Annotated in this window: 12 protein-coding genes; 4 read left to right on the top strand and 8 right to left on the bottom strand. The window is 73.4% G+C overall.

Features of this window, described 5'->3' with window-relative positions:
• Positions 1-33: 33 nt before the first annotated feature.
• The 8 genes from recJ to ACW9J6_RS28615 all read right to left on the bottom strand — a co-directional run bounded on the left by recJ (position 34) and on the right by ACW9J6_RS28615 (position 9,555).
• Positions 34-1,827, bottom strand: a complete 1,794-nt coding sequence (gene recJ, locus ACW9J6_RS28650) for a single-stranded-DNA-specific exonuclease RecJ (protein ID WP_457119751.1) — start codon at positions 1,825-1,827, stop codon at positions 34-36.
• Positions 1,828-1,948: 121 nt separating this feature from the next.
• Positions 1,949-3,349, bottom strand: a complete 1,401-nt coding sequence (locus ACW9J6_RS28645; RefSeq protein ID WP_457119750.1) for an NAD(P)(+) transhydrogenase (Re/Si-specific) subunit beta — start codon at positions 3,347-3,349, stop codon at positions 1,949-1,951.
• 4 nt (positions 3,350-3,353) lie between these two features.
• Positions 3,354-3,803, bottom strand: coding sequence for a proton-translocating transhydrogenase family protein (locus ACW9J6_RS28640; protein WP_457119749.1), 450 nt, complete (start codon positions 3,801-3,803; stop codon positions 3,354-3,356).
• 17 nt (positions 3,804-3,820) lie between these two features.
• Positions 3,821-4,960, bottom strand: coding sequence for a Re/Si-specific NAD(P)(+) transhydrogenase subunit alpha (locus tag ACW9J6_RS28635; RefSeq protein WP_457119748.1), 1,140 nt, complete (start codon positions 4,958-4,960; stop codon positions 3,821-3,823).
• Positions 4,961-5,177: 217 nt separating this feature from the next.
• Positions 5,178-5,471, bottom strand: a complete 294-nt coding sequence (locus tag ACW9J6_RS28630; RefSeq protein WP_457119747.1) for an aa3-type cytochrome c oxidase subunit IV — start codon at positions 5,469-5,471, stop codon at positions 5,178-5,180.
• 114 nt (positions 5,472-5,585) lie between these two features.
• Positions 5,586-6,953, bottom strand: coding sequence for an ABC1 kinase family protein (locus tag ACW9J6_RS28625; RefSeq protein WP_457119746.1), 1,368 nt, complete (start codon positions 6,951-6,953; stop codon positions 5,586-5,588).
• Positions 6,954-7,057: 104 nt separating this feature from the next.
• Positions 7,058-7,369, bottom strand: a complete 312-nt coding sequence (locus ACW9J6_RS28620; protein ID WP_457119745.1) for a metal-sensitive transcriptional regulator — start codon at positions 7,367-7,369, stop codon at positions 7,058-7,060.
• A 335-nt stretch (positions 7,370-7,704) separates the two neighbouring features.
• Entirely contained in the window at positions 7,705-9,555 is a 1,851-nt protein-coding gene (locus ACW9J6_RS28615; RefSeq protein ID WP_457119744.1) for a M3 family oligoendopeptidase, read from the bottom strand.
• A gap of 288 nt (positions 9,556-9,843) precedes the next feature.
• Here ACW9J6_RS28615 and ACW9J6_RS28610 point away from each other — a divergent pair, with 288 nt between their 5' ends.
• The 4 genes from ACW9J6_RS28610 to ACW9J6_RS28595 all read left to right on the top strand — a co-directional run bounded on the left by ACW9J6_RS28610 (position 9,844) and on the right by ACW9J6_RS28595 (position 16,138).
• Positions 9,844-11,331: a sigma-54-dependent transcriptional regulator gene (locus ACW9J6_RS28610; protein ID WP_457119743.1), complete on the top strand. Its 1,488-nt coding sequence runs from the start codon at positions 9,844-9,846 to the stop codon at positions 11,329-11,331.
• Between the two features lie 203 nt (positions 11,332-11,534).
• Complete coding sequence (locus ACW9J6_RS28605) at positions 11,535-13,472, top strand: L,D-transpeptidase family protein (protein WP_457119742.1); 1,938 nt, start codon at positions 11,535-11,537, stop codon at positions 13,470-13,472.
• Between the two features lie 165 nt (positions 13,473-13,637).
• Entirely contained in the window at positions 13,638-15,128 is a 1,491-nt protein-coding gene (locus tag ACW9J6_RS28600) for a DUF882 domain-containing protein (RefSeq protein WP_457119741.1), read from the top strand.
• A gap of 50 nt (positions 15,129-15,178) precedes the next feature.
• A complete protein-coding gene (locus tag ACW9J6_RS28595) occupies positions 15,179-16,138 on the top strand; it encodes an ABC transporter ATP-binding protein (RefSeq protein WP_457119740.1) in 960 nt (319 codons plus the stop codon).

Genomic DNA, 16,138 nt, shown 5'->3' with positions numbered 1-16,138 from the left:
CGCGTCCGGTGTCAAGCGCGAACCGGGCCGCGCTCACGCGGCGTCGGCCGCGTCGCAGAGGCGAAGCTGCACCCGCTCGCCGCCGCGCCAGCGGTCGCGGGCCAGGGTGCCGGCGGCGTGAATGTCGCGACCGATGCCGCGCAGCAGGAGCTGGCCCAGGGGGCCCTCCGCCGCCCGGAAGGCGATCGCCCCGACCGCGACGCCGTCCCGCCCGCGCAGCTGCGCCTTGACGTGGCCGTTGCCGACCACGCGGGCATCGGCGATGCGGTGGCGCGCGAGGGCGAAGACCGGCTCCGGCGAGCCCTGCCCGAAGGGACCGGCGCGCTCCAGGGCGTCGAGGAGATCCGTCTGCACGCCGCCCGCCGAGAGGATCCCGTCGACGAGCAGGGCCTCGGCCGCGCGCGCGTCGCCGACCGCGGCCGCGAGGTCGCGGGCGAGGCCGTCGCGGAAGCGGTCGAGATCGATCGCGGCGATCGTCGCCCCCGCCGCCATGGCGTGGCCCCCGCCCTTCACGGCGAGGCCCGATTCGACGGCGCGGCGCACCGCCCGGCCGAGATCGGCCCCGATGATCGAGCGGCCCGAGCCGGTGGCGGTGCCGTCCTCGCGCAGCGCGAAGGCGAAGGCCGGGCGGCCGAAGCGCTCCTTGAGGCGGGCGGCGATCAGCCCGACCACGCCCGGATGCCAGTCGGGGCTGCCGGTGACGATCACCGGCTGGTCCGGATCCCGCTCCAGCCGCAGGGCCGTCAGCGCCTCGGCCTCCTGCACGGCGGCGGCCTCGATCGCTTGGCGCTCGCGGTTGAGCTGGTCGAGCTGGGCGGCGATGCCCGCCGCCTCGATCGGGTCCTCGCAGAGGAGCAGGCGGGCGCCGAGGGTGGACTCGCCGATGCGCCCGCCCGCGTTGATGCGCGGGCCGACCAGGAAGCCGAGATGCCAGGCCTGGGGCGGCTCGGCGAGGCCCGACGCGTCCAGGAGGGCGGACAATCCGAGGCGCCGCCGCCCGCGCATCACGGCGAGGCCCTGGCGCACGAAGGCGCGGTTGAGCCCGGCCAGCGGCACCACGTCGGCGACGGTGGCCAGCGCCACGAGGTCGAGGCTCCCCATCAGGTCGGGGAGGTCGATCCCCTCCCGGCGCAGCCGCCGCTTGAGGGCGACGAGGGTGAGGAAGACCACGCCGGCCGCGCAGAGGTGGCCGAGGCCCGAGAGGTCGTCGAGCCGGTTCGGGTTCACGACGGCGAGGGCCGGCGGCAGCGCCTCCGGGGCGCCGTGGTGGTCGAGCACGACCACGTCGAGGCCGAGCCGCGCCGCCTCCTCCAGGGGCGCGTGGCCGGCGGTGCCGCAATCGACGGTGACGAGGAGGCGCGCGCCCTCCCCCGCCAGCATCCGCACCGCCTCGACGTTCGGGCCGTAGCCCTCGGTGATCCGGTCGGGGATGTGGAGGCGGAAGGGCACGCCGAGCTCGCGGAGCGTGCCGGCGAGCAGCGCGGCGCTCGCGGCGCCATCCACGTCGTAATCGCCGAAGATCGCGACCTTCTCGCGCCGCAGGATCGCGTGGGCGAGCCGGTCGGCCGCGGCCTCCATGTCGAGGAGCACGGCGGGATCCGGCATCAGGTCGCGCAGGCGCGGCTCCAGGAAGCCCGGCACCGCGGCCGGCGCGACGCCCCGCCCGGCGAGCACGCGGGCCAGCACCTCGGGCAGGCCGTGGCTCTGCGCGATGGTGATCGCGGCGGCCTGGGGCGCGGCCTCGGCGCAGCGGTCGCGCCAGGGGCGGCCGAGCACCGAGCGGTGGACGTCGAGGAGCGGGCGGGGGTGGTCGATCAGGGTGGTCACGGGGCGGGAGTGTACCGGGATTCCCGGGTCGCCGCTGCCGCCCGCGTGCGACACCCCCCGAACGAAGAAGCGGGGCACAAGGGCCCCGCTCCATCGTCCCGTGTCGCGCCGGTGGCGGCGCTCAGAAGTTCTTGTTGATCTCGTCGACCACCTTCTTGGCGTCGCCGAACAACATCATGGTGTTGTCGCGGAAGAAGACCTCGTTCTCGACGCCGGCGTAGCCGGAGCCCATGCCGCGCTTGATGAACAGCACGGTCTTGGCCTTCTCCACGTCGAGGATCGGCATGCCGTAGATCGGCGATTGCGGATCCGTCTTGGCGGCCGGGTTGGTGACGTCGTTGGCGCCGATCACGAAGGCCACGTCGGCCTGCGGGAACTCGCCGTTGATGTCCTCCAGCTCGTGCACTTCGTCGTAGGGCACGTTGGCCTCGGCCAGCAGCACGTTCATGTGGCCCGGCATGCGGCCCGCCACCGGGTGGATGGCGTACTTGACGTCGACGCCGGCCTTCTTGAGCTGGTCGGCCATCTCGCGGAGCGAGTGCTGGGCCTGCGCCACCGCCATGCCGTAGCCCGGCACGATGATGACCTTCTCGGCGTTCTTCATGATGAAGGCCGCGTCGTCCGCCGAGCCCTGCTTGACCGGCCGGGTCTCGACCTTGCCGCCCCCGCCCGCCGCCGCGGCGTCGCCGCCGAAGCCGCCCAGGATGACCGAGATGAACGACCGGTTCATCGCGTGGCACATGATGTAGGACAGGATCGCGCCCGAGGAGCCGACCAGCGAGCCGGTGATGATCAGCGCGAGGTTGCCCAGCGTGAAGCCGATGCCCGCGGCCGCCCAGCCCGAGTAGGAGTTGAGCATCGAGACCACGACCGGCATGTCGGCGCCGCCGATCGGGATGATCAGGAGCCCGCCCAGCGCGAAGGACAGGAGCACGATCAGCCAGAACACCACCTTGCTCTCGCCCGCGATGAAGGCGACGAGCAGCGCGACGAGGACGACGCCGAGCACGATGTTGATCGTGTGCCGCTGCGGCAGCATGATCGGCTTGCCCGACATGCGCCCGTCGAGCTTGAGGAAGGCGATCACCGAGCCCGTGAAGGTGATGGCGCCGATGGCGACGCCGAGCCCCATCTCGAACAGCGACTGCTTGTGGATGTGGCCGTTCTCGAGGATGCCGAAGGCCTGCGGCGCGTAGAGGGCGCCGGCCGCCACCGCCACCGCCGCGAGGCCGACCAGCGAGTGAAAGGCCGCGACGAGCTGCGGCATCGCCGTCATCGGCACGCGCCGGGCGATCACCGCGCCGGCGCCGCCGCCGATGCCGAGCCCGAGCAGCACCAGGAACCACGCCCCGATCCCCGCCGGCGGATGGCCGATCAGCGTGGTCAGGATCGCGATGCCCATGCCGACCATGCCGTACAGGTTGCCCTGCCGCGACGTGGTCGGGTGCGAGAGGCCTCGCAGCGCCATGATGAACAGGACGCCGGCGACGATGTAGAGGAGGGACGATACGTTCTCCGACATCGCGTCACGCCTTCTTCTTGTACATGGACAGCATGCGCTGCGTGACGAGGAAGCCGCCGAAGATGTTCACGCTCGCGAAGACGAGCCCGAGGAAGCCGAAGAAGCGGGCGACCCCGGTGCCCTTCTCGATCAGCGGGACGCCGACGGCGAGCAGCGCGCCGACCACGATCACCGAGGAGATCGCGTTGGTCACGGACATCAGCGGGGTGTGGAGGGCCGGGGTCACCGACCAGACCACGTAGTAGCCGACGAAGATCGCCAGCACGAAGATGGCGAGGCGGAACACGGTCGGGTCGACCGCGCCGTGGGTGACGACGGCGATGCCGTGGCCCGCCGCGTCGGCGATGGACTGCGCCTGGTCGGCGGCCTTGACGGCGATGTCGGCGGCGGTGCGGGCCGCGGCGGCGGCCGCGCGCGCCTGCTCGGCCGCCTGGTCTGGGGGAAGCGTGGCCATGACGGTCTCCGCGGGAATCAGGCTTTGGGCTGGAAGTTCGGGTGGACGACGGCGCCGTCGCGCGTCAGGCAGGTCGCCTTGACGAGTTCGTCGTCCCACTTCACGGCGAGGCTCTTCGAGCCCTTGTCGACGAGCGTCTCGACGAAGGCGTAGAGGTTGCGCGCGTAGAGGCTCGACGAGGTCGCGGCGAGGCGGCCCGGCACGTTGGCGTAGGCCACGATCTTCACGCCGTTCGGAGTCTCGACCACCTCGTCGGGCTTGGCACCCTCGACGTTGCCGCCGCGCTCGACCGCGAGGTCGACCAGCACCGAGCCGGGCCGCATCGCCGCGACCATGTCGGCGGTGACGAGGCGCGGGGCCGGACGGCCCGGGATCAGCGCCGTGGTGATGACGATGTCCTGCTTGGCGATGTGGCTCGCCACAAGCTCCGCCTGCTTCTTGCGGTACTCGGCCGACATCTCCTTGGCGTAGCCGCCCGCGGTCTCGGCCTGCTTGAACTCCTCGTCCTCGACGGCGACGAACTTGGCGCCGAGGGATTCCACCTGCTCCTTGGCGGCGGGCCGTACGTCGGTCGCCGTCACCACGGCGCCCATGCGGCGGGCGGTGGCGATGGCCTGGAGGCCGGCGACGCCCGCGCCCATCACGAAGAGGCGCGCCGCCGGCACGGTGCCGGCCGCGGTCATCATCATCGGCAGGGCCCGGCCGTAGACCGCGGCCCCGTCGACCACCGCGCGGTATCCGGCGAGGTTCGCCTGGCTCGACAGCACGTCCATCACCTGGGCGCGGGTGATGCGCGGCATGAGTTCCATGGCGATGGCGGCGACGCCCGCATCGGCCAGCGCCTTGACCTCGGCCTCGTGCCCGTAGGGATCCATGATGCCGACCACCAGGGCGCCGCGCTTGAGCGCCGGCAATTCCTCGGCGCCGGGACGGCGCACCCGCAGCACCACGTCGGCGTCCTTGGCGGCCGAAGCCGCGTCCGGGGCGATCGTCGCGCCGGCGGCCTCGAACTCCGCATCGGGGAGGCCGGCCTGGCGGCCCGCGCCGGCCTGGACCGTCACGTCGGCGCCGAGCGCCTTGTATTTCTTGACCGTCTCGGGGATCGCCGCGACGCGCGGCTCCGCCGGGTCGGTCTCCGATAGCACCGCGATCCGCATCCATTCATCCTTCGGTCGCGTGTGGAGAACGGCCGTCGGCGAGGCCGAGGCCGCGGGGAGACCCACACAACCGTGACACCGATTCCTCCCGCCAAGATCGGCTCTAGTGTATTTTTTATGGCTTTGAAAGCGCCGCAAGCGGTCGCGCGCAATGCGAAAGGCCGCCGTCGGCGGAGGACGGCGGCCTCTTCCGGCCCTGACCTAGGGGTAGAACGGCTCAGTAGAGGGCGAGCAGGATCGCGAGGAGAATCGCCACCGCGGCCGGGGCGCGCCAGCCGAGCCCGGAGGCGAGCGCGCCGACCGCGCCCGCGACGCCCGACAGCACCACGCCGAAGATCGCGGTGAGCCACGCCTCGCGCACGCCGCCGATGGCGAGGGAGAGCACCCAGCAGATCACCACCGTGGTGGCGATCTCGACGAACCGCACGAAGCCGCGATAGGTCGCCTCGTGGGTGGCGCCATCCATGTCCGGGCCGTAGGCGTCGTTGGAGGCGTTGTTGGTGCTGGCCATCTGTGCGGGAGCCCCGGTCTTCTCGCGAGTTTGGAGGCGCTTTAACCCATGGCTCCGGTTGCGGCAATGCGCGTCGGGCGCGGGCCGCACCCCTCCTTCGGAGGGGGCGGCGCCTCACGCCGGCAGGGGCAACCCCGCCGCCTCCAGCACCGTGGTCTGGCGGGCCGCCAGCTCGTCCAGGGAGAAGCGGTCGATCTCGGCCTCGAACAGCCGGTGGTAGTTCAGCTCCGAGCGCAGGTGGAGGAACACCGCGCCGAGCCCGACCGCGGCCCGGTCCATGAACACGAATTCCCGCGGCACCGTCACCGGCCCGCGCTCCTTGAGCGCGCGGTGCACCTCGAAGGCCTGGCGCCGCCCGTACTCGCCCGGCTTCACCCCGTCGGCGACGGTGCGCACCCGGTCCTCCAGGAGCGGCCCGTAGATGAACTTCGCCCAGATGTTCAGGATATCGATGAGTTCGCGGTTGAGGCGGCGGAAGCCCCAGATCTCGTAGGCATGGACCACCCGCTCCTCGTCCCCGTGCAGGAGGCCGCGGTAGAGGTCGACCACGCCGCCGACGAAGCGCGGATGGAAGATCCGGATGCAGCCGTAATCGAGGAGGTTGATGCCCTGCGGCTCCCCGCCCTCGGAGAAGACCGTGTAATTGCCGAGATGCGGGTCGCCGTGGATGACGGCGGCGCGGCTGAAGGGGTGCCACCACGCCTTGAACATCGCGTGGGCGAGGCGGTTGCGGATCTCCAGCGGAGCCTGCGCGAAGGTCAGGATCTTCTCGCCGTCGAGCCAGCCGAGCGTCAGGAGGCGCTTCGTGGAGAGGTCGGGATGCACGCCCGGGACCCGCACCGTCGCGATGTCGCGCAGCACCTCCGCGTAGAGGGCGGCGTGCTTGGCCTCGCGCTGGTAGTCGAGTTCCTCGCGCACCCGGTCGCCGATCTCCTGGGCGATCTCGCGGGTGTCGATCGCGACCCGCAGGCGACGGTGCAGCGCGAAGGCCACCTCCAGCTGCTTGAGGTCCGCCTCCACGGCCGATTGCATGTCGGGATATTGCAGCTTGCAGGCGAGGGCCGCCCCGTCCCGGGCGGTCGCCCGGTGGACCTGCCCCAGGGAGGCGGCCGCGGCGGGGCGCAGGTCGAAGCTGCCGAAGCGGCCCTGCCAGTCGGGGCCGAGCTCGGCGGCCATGCGGCGCTTCACGAAGGCGGCGCCCATCGGCGGGGCTTCCGACTGCAGCTTCTGCAGCTCCGCGGCGTATTCGGGCGGCAGCAGGTCCGGCACGGTGGCGAGGAGCTGCGCCACCTTCATGATCGGTCCCTTGAGGCCGCCGAGCGCCTGCGCCAGGGCGGCGGCGTTCGACAGGTCCTCGCCCTTCAGACCGAGGAGCCGCGCGCCGGCCATCCGCGCCGCGACGCCGCCCATATTGGCGCCGACCCGCGCGTAGCGGGCGGCGCGGGCGGAGAAGCGGTTGGCCTCGGTGTCGGACGCGGACATGCGGGGGATCTCGCGGGGGAACTCGGAAGGCGTTGCCACGCGCTGAGATAAGCCGCCGGCGCCGCCGCGCTAGGGCGGCGGGCGGGAAGGTCGCACCGCGGCCCTCAGGATTGGCGGAGCGCCGCGCGCAGGACGCGGATCATCTCCTCGACCGCCCCGTCGCGGTCGTCGCTGCGCACCGCGTAGTTCACGGAGGCGTCCAGATGGTCGCTGATGAGCTGGAGCGCGGCCTCGCGCACGGCGGCCGTGATGGCGTTCATCTGCTGGACCTCGTCCAGGCAGTAGCGGTCCTCCTGGACCATCGCCTGCAGGCCGCGGACTTGGCCCTCGATGCGCTTCAGCCGCTGGAGGACCGGACGCTTCTCCTCGTCGGTCCGGCGGATCTGGAGGCGTCCGTCCTGATAGGTGTAGTCCATGACGATCTGACCCGGTTCGTCCCCATGCCCGCTCGCGAGGGAAGCGCGGCAAGGCCGATCACATGTCGCAAGGACGACCGCCGTTCCATCTCAACGAGAAATCGGATTGGACAGCCGTGTCCACCCGGTCAAGGACTTTCGGAGGCGCTGCCCAAGTATTTGCGCCGCCGTGCCCCACCGGAGACGGCCCGGCCGAGCCGTTCCGCCTAATCCGAACGGCCCCGTCGGGCCGGCCGTTCACGAACCGCGCGCGCCGTATCCCGCCGGATCGGCGGGACGTCTCGCGCGCGGCGCTGCGGTCGGGCGCCGCGACATCCGGAAGCTTGAACGCCCGCTCAGGCCTCCATCCCTTCGAGCTCGGCGATCATGCCCTCGATCATCGAGAGGCCGATCTGCCAGAAGGCGGGATCGCGCGCATCGAGGCCGAACGGGGCCAGGAGCTCGCCGTAGGGCTTCGTCCCGCCCGCCGACAGGAGGGCGAAGTAGCGCTCGACGAAGCCGGTCTCGGCGCGCTGGTAGACCCCGTAGAGCGAGTTCACCAGGCAGTCGCCGAACGCGTAGGCGTAGACGTAGAACGGCGAGTGGATGAAGTGGGGGATGTAGGCCCAGAACGGCTCGTAGCCCTCGTCGAGACGGATCGCCGGGCCCAGGCTCTCGGCCTGGACCGACATCCACAGCCCGCAGATCTGCTCGCTCGTCAACTCGCCCTCGCGGCGGGCGAGGTGAAGCCGCCGCTCGAAGACGTAGAAGGCGACTTGGCGGACCACCGTGTTGATCATGTCCTCGACCTTGGCGGCCAGCAGCGCCCGGCGCTGGGCCGGCTCGGTGGTGGCGTCGAGGACGCGCCGGAAGGTCAGCATCTCGCCGAAGACGCTCGCCGTCTCGGCGAGCGTCAGGGGCGTCGGCGCCATCAGCGCGCCGTTTCCCGCCGCCAGGACCTGGTGCACGCCGTGCCCGAGTTCGTGGGCCAGCGTCATCACGTCCCGCGGCTTGCCCTGGTAGTTCACCAGCACGTAGGGATGCGCGGAGGGGACCGTCGGATGCGCGAACGCCCCGGGCGCCTTGCCGGGCCGCACCGGCGCGTCGATCCAGCCGCCGTCGAAGAAGCCGCGGGCGATCTCCGCCATGCGCGGCGAGAAGGCGCGATAGGCCGACAGGACAGTCTCGCGGGCCTCCGCCCACGGGATGGTGCGCTGCTCGACCCGGGGCAGCGGCGCGTTGCGGTCCCAGTAGGCGAGGCTGTCGCGGTCGAACCAGCGCGCCTTCAGGCGGTAGTAGCGGTGCGACAGCCGCGGATAGGCCGCCGTCACCGCCTCGACCAGGGCGGCCACGACCTCGGGCTCGACCCGGTTGGCGAGGTGGCGCGAATCCGCCACGTCGCCGAAGCGCCGCCAGCGGTCGGAGATCTCCTTGTCCTTCGCCAGCGTGTTGGTGATCAGGGTGAAGACCCGCAGATTCGCCCGGAAGACGCCGCTCAGCGCCTCGGCCGCGTCCCGCCGCACGGTCTCGTCCGCGTCCTGAAGGCGGTTCAGGGTCGGTTCGAGGGTCAGGCTCTCGCCGCGCAGCGGGAAGCGCAGCGACGCGATGGTCTCGTCGAACAGGCGGTTCCAGGCGGCCCGCCCGGTGACCGATTTCTCCAGCAGGAGCTTCTCGAGGTCGTCGGCGAGCTGGTGGGGCTTCTCGCGCCGGATGTCCTCCAGCCAGGGCCGGTAGCGCGCCAGCGGCGGCACGGCGGCGGCCGCATCGATGGCGGCATCGTCCGCCCGGTTGATCTCGAGGGTGAAGAACAGGAGGTCGCTCGACGCCGCCGTCAGGCGCTCCTGGGTGTCCCCGTAGAACTTGGCGCGGGCCGGATCCGTCGTGTCGCCCGAATAGACGAGGCCGGCATAGGACATCAGCCGGCCCATCAGGTCCTCGATGGCCTCGTAGGCGGCGACCGCCGTGCCGAGGCGGTCCGAGGCGCCCTCGCCCGCGGCGATCTCGGCGATGCGCCCGCGATAGGTCTCGGCGAAGCTCCGGCACTCGGCCTCGGCGCGGGCGAGGTCGGCCGCGAAGGCCGGGTCGTCGATTCCGGCGTAGAGGTCGGTCAGGTCCCACTCGGGCAGGGGACCGAGATCGACGGCGCGGGCCGTGGCCTGGGCCGTGCTCGATGATCCGTCCGACGGCGCCGCGGCTCGGGTCGACATGGAATCGCGTCCTTCCGGGAATGGCAATCGGGCGAGATATCGGCAGGGAGGCCGCCGCGATCAACCGAGGCGGCGCGGCGCGGCCGGAATCGCCGTCCCGCGCCGCCGGGCGTGTCGCCGCGGCAACGGCGTGGGGCCGCCGCCGCTTGGCGTTAAGCGCGACTTTACAGTTGTGGGCAACGATCCGCCTCGAAACGACACAGCCACGCGATTCGAGGACGCGGGCCCGGGGGCGAGCGTCCGGCTCACCCACGGCGCCGTTCGCCCTCGCCCGCCGAAAGGACCCGGATGCCCACCACGGTGCTCATCGTCGACGACGATCCGGTCCAGCGGCGCCTCGCGGAGGCGATGGTGCGCCGCCTCGGATTCGAGCCGGTGATGGCGGAGGGGGGCGAGGCCGCCCTGGCGGCCCTGCGCAACCCGGATCGCGAGATCGACGTGGTGCTCCTCGACCTCGTGATGCCGGGCGGCCTCGACGGGCTCGGCGTCCTGGCCGAGATGCGCAAGGCGGGCGTCGACGTGCCGGTGATCGTGCAGACCGCCAACGGCTCGATCGACGCCGTGGTCACGGCGATGCGGGCGGGCGCGATCGACTTCGTGGTCAAGCCCGCGGGCGCCGAGCGCCTGCAGGTCTCGATCAAGAACGCCCTGCAGGTCGACCAGCTCCAGGACGAGATCCGGCGCATGCGCCGGAGGGCCTCCGGCGCGCTGACCTTCAAGGACCTCTCCTCCAAGAGCCCCGACATGGGCCGCGTCATCCGGCTGGCGGAGCGGGCGGCGAAATCGACCATTCCGGTGCTGATCGAGGGCGAGTCCGGCGTCGGCAAGGAGGTGCTGGCCCGCGCCATCCAGGGCTCGGGCGAGCGGCGCGGCAAGCCGTTCGTGACCGTGAATTGCGGCGCGATCCCCGACAACCTGGTCGAATCGACCCTGTTCGGGCACGAGAAGGGCTCGTTCACGGGCGCCACGGAGCGGCACGTCGGCAAGTTCGTCGAGGCCTCGGGCGGCACGCTGTTCCTCGACGAGATCGGGGAACTGCCCCTCGACGCGCAGGTGAAGCTGCTGCGGGCCCTGCAGGAGGGCGAGGTCGATCCGGTGGGCGGGCGCAAGAGCGTGCGCGTCGACATCCGGCTCGTCTCCGCGACGAACCGCTCGCTCCTCGACCTCGTGAAGCAGGGCCGCTTCCGCGAGGACCTCTACTACCGCCTCAACGTCTTCCCGATGACCCTGCCGCCGCTGCGGGCGCGGCGCGAGGACATCCCCGACCTCGCCCGCTCCTTCTGCGCGCGCTTCGCGGCCGAGGAGGGCAAGCGGGTCCGCAGCATCACCGCGGAGGCGATGGCGCTGCTCACGCGCTACGAGTGGCCGGGGAACGTCCGCCAGCTCGAGAACGCCCTGTTCCGCGCCGTGGTGCTGGCGGACGGCGACGAACTCACCGTGGCGGAGTTCCCCCAGATCGCCGCGCAGGTCGAGGGCTTCGACGTGCGCATCCCCGCCGCCCCGAGCCTGCCCGAAGGGGTCGCCGCGGTGCCGGCGCTGCGCGAGATCGTCCGGGTGGAGGTGCGCGACCCCCACGCCATCTCGCTCGTCGCGGAGGAGACCGGCGAGATGAAGACCATGGACGGGCTCGAAGGCGAGATCATCCGCTACGCGCTGCAATTCTATCGCGGCCGGATGTCGGAAGTGTCGCGCCGCCTCGGCATCGGCCGCTCCACCCTCTACCGCAAGCTCAAGGACCTCGGGATCGACGAGGACAAGTCCGAGGACGCCGCCTGAGGGGCCCGGTTCGCGCCGGGATGCGCCCTTCGCCCGGCCGGATTATGATCCAGGGCGAGCCATCCTGCGGCCCGGATTGTTCCATATCCGGAGCGAGTGGCATGTGTGCGATGGCACGCCCTGTCCAGGTCCGTGCGTTAGCTTAAGTGTCGGTTGAGTGACGTCGCGCGCGGCCATGGGTCGGTGCGATCCAGGAGATGACCATGCTCCCCAGGCGCAAGGCCGCCGCGGTCGTCGCGGTGCTGATGGCAGGCGCCGCGAGCCTCGCGGGCGCGCGGGCGCAGGACGTCCATGCCCCCGTCGCCGCGCCGGCCGAGACGCCGGCAGCGCCCGAGGGCCCCGGCCCGGACGCCCCGCGCGCGGCCGTGCCCGAGGCGACGACTCCGCCCTCGGCGCCCGCACCCGTGGCGGAAGCCCCGAAACCTCCGCCGCCCGAGGACCCGGTGGCGGCGGCGATCGCCGCCAAGCTCGCGGATCCCGCCCTCGGGCTGCCGCGCCGGTTCGGCCGCAAGGAGCGGGAGGCGCTGCAGGCCTTCTACGCGCTCGGCGCCTTCAAGCCGGTCTGGATCGCGGACGGCGCCTGGACCGAGGCGGCGAGAGCCGTCGCGGCCCGCCTCGGCGCCGCCGGCGAGGACGGCCTCGATCCCGTCGATTACCCGGTCCCGGTGCTCGGCGCCCCGACCCGCGCACCGGCCGACCTCGCGGATGCGGAGCTGCGGCTCTCGGCCGCCGCGGCGCTCTACGCCCGCGACGCGCGCGGGGGGCGCATCGACCTCTCGCACATCTCGCGGCTGATCACGCCCAAGCTCGACCTGCCCTCGGCCGACGCGGTGCTGCCCCGGCTGGCGGCGGCGGGATCGGGCGCGAACCCGCTGCTGCAGGGCTACAATCCGGGCCAGCCGGGCTACCTCGCGCTCAAGGCCGCCCTCGCGGCGATCCGGGCGCGGGAGCCCGCGGGCGCGCCGATGGTGCGCCTGCCCAAGGGCCCGGTGCTGAAGCCGGGGATGCACGACGCCCGCGTGCCGCTGATCCGCGCCCGCTTCGGCCTCGCCGCGGCGGACGATGCCAACGCCTACGACGCCTCGGTGGCGGGGGCGGTCGAGCGGTTCCAGCGCGAGCGTGGCCTCGCGGCGACCGGCATCCTCGATCCGCGCACCGTGGCGGCCCTCGCCGGCCCCGGCCCCGGGCGCCAGGAGGCCGACATCCTGGCCAATATGGAGCGGTGGCGCTGGCTCCCGGCCGATCTCGGCCGCAAGTACGTCTGGGTGAACATCCCCGAGCTGAAGGTCCGGGTGGTGGAGGGGACGCGGGTCGTCCACGAGGCGCGGGTGATCGTGGGCAAGCCCGACTCGCCGACGCCGATCTTCTCCGGCGAGATGACCTACGCGGTGGTCAATCCGTCCTGGAACGTGCCGCCCTCCATCCTCAAGAACGAGTTCCTGCCCCGCCTCGCCCGCGACCCGAACTACGCGGCGCGCCTCGGCTACGAGGTCGTGCGGCGCGGCAACAGCATCGCGGTCCGCCAGCCGCCGGGCGAGCGCAACGCGCTGGGCTTCATCAAGTTCATGTTCCCCAACAACCACGCGGTCTACCTGCACGACACGCCCAACCGCACCCTCTTCGCCCGCAGCAGCCGGGCGCTGAGCCATGGCTGCGTGCGCGTCGACGACCCGTTCCGCTTCGCCGAGGACGTGCTCGGCCCCGCCTGGCCCACCGAGCGCCTGAAGAAGCTGATCGGCAAGGGCGAGCGCACCGTGATGCTGCCCGAGAAGCTGCCGGTCCACCTCGCCTACCTGACGCTCGTCGCCGACGGATCGGGCGGCCTGCGCTCGCTCGACGACCTCTACGGCATCAACGCCCGCGTGAAGGTGGCGCTCGGCCTCTCGTCGGAGGCGCTGCCGCCGGTCCCGGAGGCCTCCGGGCGGGCGAAGGAGCGGGCCCGCGGGCCGGCCCCGGCCCGGGAGCCGCGCCCGCTGCAGGAGACGCGCCCGGTCCGCGAGGCGCGCCCGGCGCGGCCGGCGCCCCACCTCGCCGCCCCGGCGCCGCGGCGCCCCCGCCCCTACGCCACGGTGGCTCCCGTGCAGCCGCTCCCGGACGCGTTCGACGCGCCGCCCCCGCCGATGCGCACGGGCTGGTGGTAGACGGCCGCGGCCTCGCGTCGCGCACGGCAGAATTTCGCCACGGTTAAGCCTTACCGGTTCCGGCCCAATCGCGCAGCGCGCCGGTAACCGTCCGTTGACGGTTCTCGGTAACGCTGCGTTCACCATGGCGGCCGCGGCGCGGCCAGGGCGGGGGCGGAGACGAACGTGCGAGCGCTGCTGCGCAAGGGCCGCCGGATCGCGGCTTTTCTCCGTCCCGTCGGGTCCGGCCGCGCCGCGTCCGCCCACCCGGGTCCCTGCCGCACCGCCTGCGTGGCGGCCACCGTGCTCCTCGGCCTCATCGCGGAGACCCGCGGCACCCAGGACGCGGCGGCGAACGGGGATACCCGCACGCTCACCATCCTGCACGAGCACACCAAGGAGAGCGCGACCATCACCTTCAAGCGGGATGGGCGCTACGACCGCGCGGCCCTGGAGCAGCTGAACTGGCTTCTGCGCGACTGGCGCATCGACCAGCCGACCCGGATGGACCCGCGCCTGTTCGACGTGGTCTGGGAGGCGCACCGCGCCGTCGGCTCGCAGGACGCCATTCACGTGGTCTCGGCCTACCGCTCGCCGCAGACCAACGCGGCTCTGCGCCGCCGCTCCCGCGCCGTCGCCGAGCACAGCCAGCACATGCTCGGCAAGGCGATGGACTTCTTCCTCACCGACGTCACCGTGGATCAGGTCCGCGAGATCGGCATGCAGATGCAGCGGGGCGGCGTCGGCTGGTACCCGCACGCCTTCACGCCCTTCGTGCATCTCGACGTCGGCTCCGTGCGCGCCTGGCCGCGCATGCCCTACGAGCAGCTCGCCCGCCTGTTCCCAGACGGCCGCACCGTCCACCTCTCCCGCGAGGGACGGCAGCTCGCGGGCTACGAGGAGGCGAAGAGCGAGATCCTGGCCCGCGGCGGCTCCGTCCTGGGCTACAGCCAAGCGGTCGCGGCGGTCGACGAGGAGGACAGCCCGAGCCTCATCGGACAGTTCTTCGGCATGCTGTTCGGGGGAGCGAAGCCCGACCCCACTCCCGCCGCGAAGTCCGCCGCTCCCCCGCCGGCCCCGGCGCGGATGCGTCCGGTGGCGCTCGCCGCCGCGGGCGGGGACGATGCCGGGACCCGCGCGGCCCTCGCCTACGCGCCGACGCCCGATCCACGCGCCGCGCTGCTGCGCGACCCCGCGCCGGCCCCGGCCGTGCCCGCGCCGTCGCCCGTGGCGGAGGCGCCCGTTCGGGCCGCCGAGGCCGCGGCCCCGCTGCCTCCCCGCCGGCCGGTCGAGTTCGCCGCCCTGGCGGAGGCGCTGGTCGCGGTGCCGCTGCCGCCCGCCCGGCCGGCCTCGATCCAGGTCGCCTCGGCGGATCCGGCGGCGCTGCCCCCCCTGTTCCCGGCCGCGCGGCCCGCCCGCTCGCCCGCCGCCGAGGCAGCCTTCGGCGATGGCCGGGCGCAGCTGCGCGCCCTGTTCACCGCCGTCGCCGACCCGGCCGCGCCGGCCCGCGGCGCGCGGGTGACCGAGGCACGCGCCGCCCGCGGCCTCGCGCCGCCCGCCGGCCTGGTCGGTGCGCCTCCGGCGCCCGCCATCGCCACCCGCTTCCAGTCCTCCGGACCGGAGGCCGGCGCCGCCGGCCGGTTCTCGGGCTCGGCGCTCCCGCCGGGCTCGCGCTGAGGCCCGATGCGCGCGCCAGACCGCCGACAGAGCCGCGGCGCGCCCCTCCGGTGACCGCCGCCTCCACCCTCCCCGCCGCGACCGCCCGGAACGTCACCCTCGCGTATCGGGGCCAGCCGGTCCTCGACGGGCTCGACCTGAGCCTCGCGCCCAGCGAGATCCTCGCCCTGCTCGGACCGAACGGCGCCGGCAAGACCAGCCTGATGCGGCTCCTCGCCGGCCGGCTGGCGCCGGGCCGGGGCAGCGTGCGGGTGCTGGGCGGCGACCCGGCCGGCGACCGCGCGGTGCGCCGGGCGATCGGCTGGGTACCGCAGGAGATCGCCCTTTATCCCCGGCTCAGCGTGCGGGAGAACCTCGACGTCTTCGCGCGGCTCGCGGGACTCGGGCGGACGGCGCGCGCCCGGGCGGTCGCCGGCGCGATCGACCAGACCGGCCTCGCCGAGGTGGCGGGGCGCCTCGTCGGCCTACTCTCGGGCGGCTACCAGCGCCGGACCAACATCGCGGCGGCCCTCCTCGGCGGGCCGAGGCTGATCCTCCTCGACGAGCCGACCCAGGGCGTCGACCGGGTCGCCCGCGCGGCGATCCACGGCGTGCTGGACCGGCTGCGCCGCGACGGGGCCGCGATCCTGATCGCCACGCATGATTTCGCCGAGGCCGAGCGGCTCGCGGACCGGGTCGCCTTCCTGCGCGACGGGCGCATCCGCCTGGAGGGCCGGCTCGACGCCCTGCTCGCCACCCTGCGCGCAGGCCCGCCGGAGCACGAGGCCCTGCTCGCCGATCCCGCCGGACCGGCCGCCGCGGCGGCCCTGCGGGCGGCGGGCTTCCATCCGGCCGGGGCGCTCACCTGGCGGGCCGCCGACGCGGTGGCGGGCGGGCGGGAGGGCGCGGCCCTCCTCGCCTATCTGCGCCGCAAGGGCGCCCCCGTGCGGGAGATCCGGGTGCGGGAACCCGGCCTCGAAGCGCTCTACCTCGACGTGGTCGGCGGGCTGCCCGCCGGGCCGGAGGGCTGA

The sequence above is a fragment of the Methylobacterium sp. JK268 genome (assembly GCF_054052225.1).
Note: the sequence above shows the minus strand (reverse complement) of the source record. Positions and strands in the feature narration are given on the sequence as shown.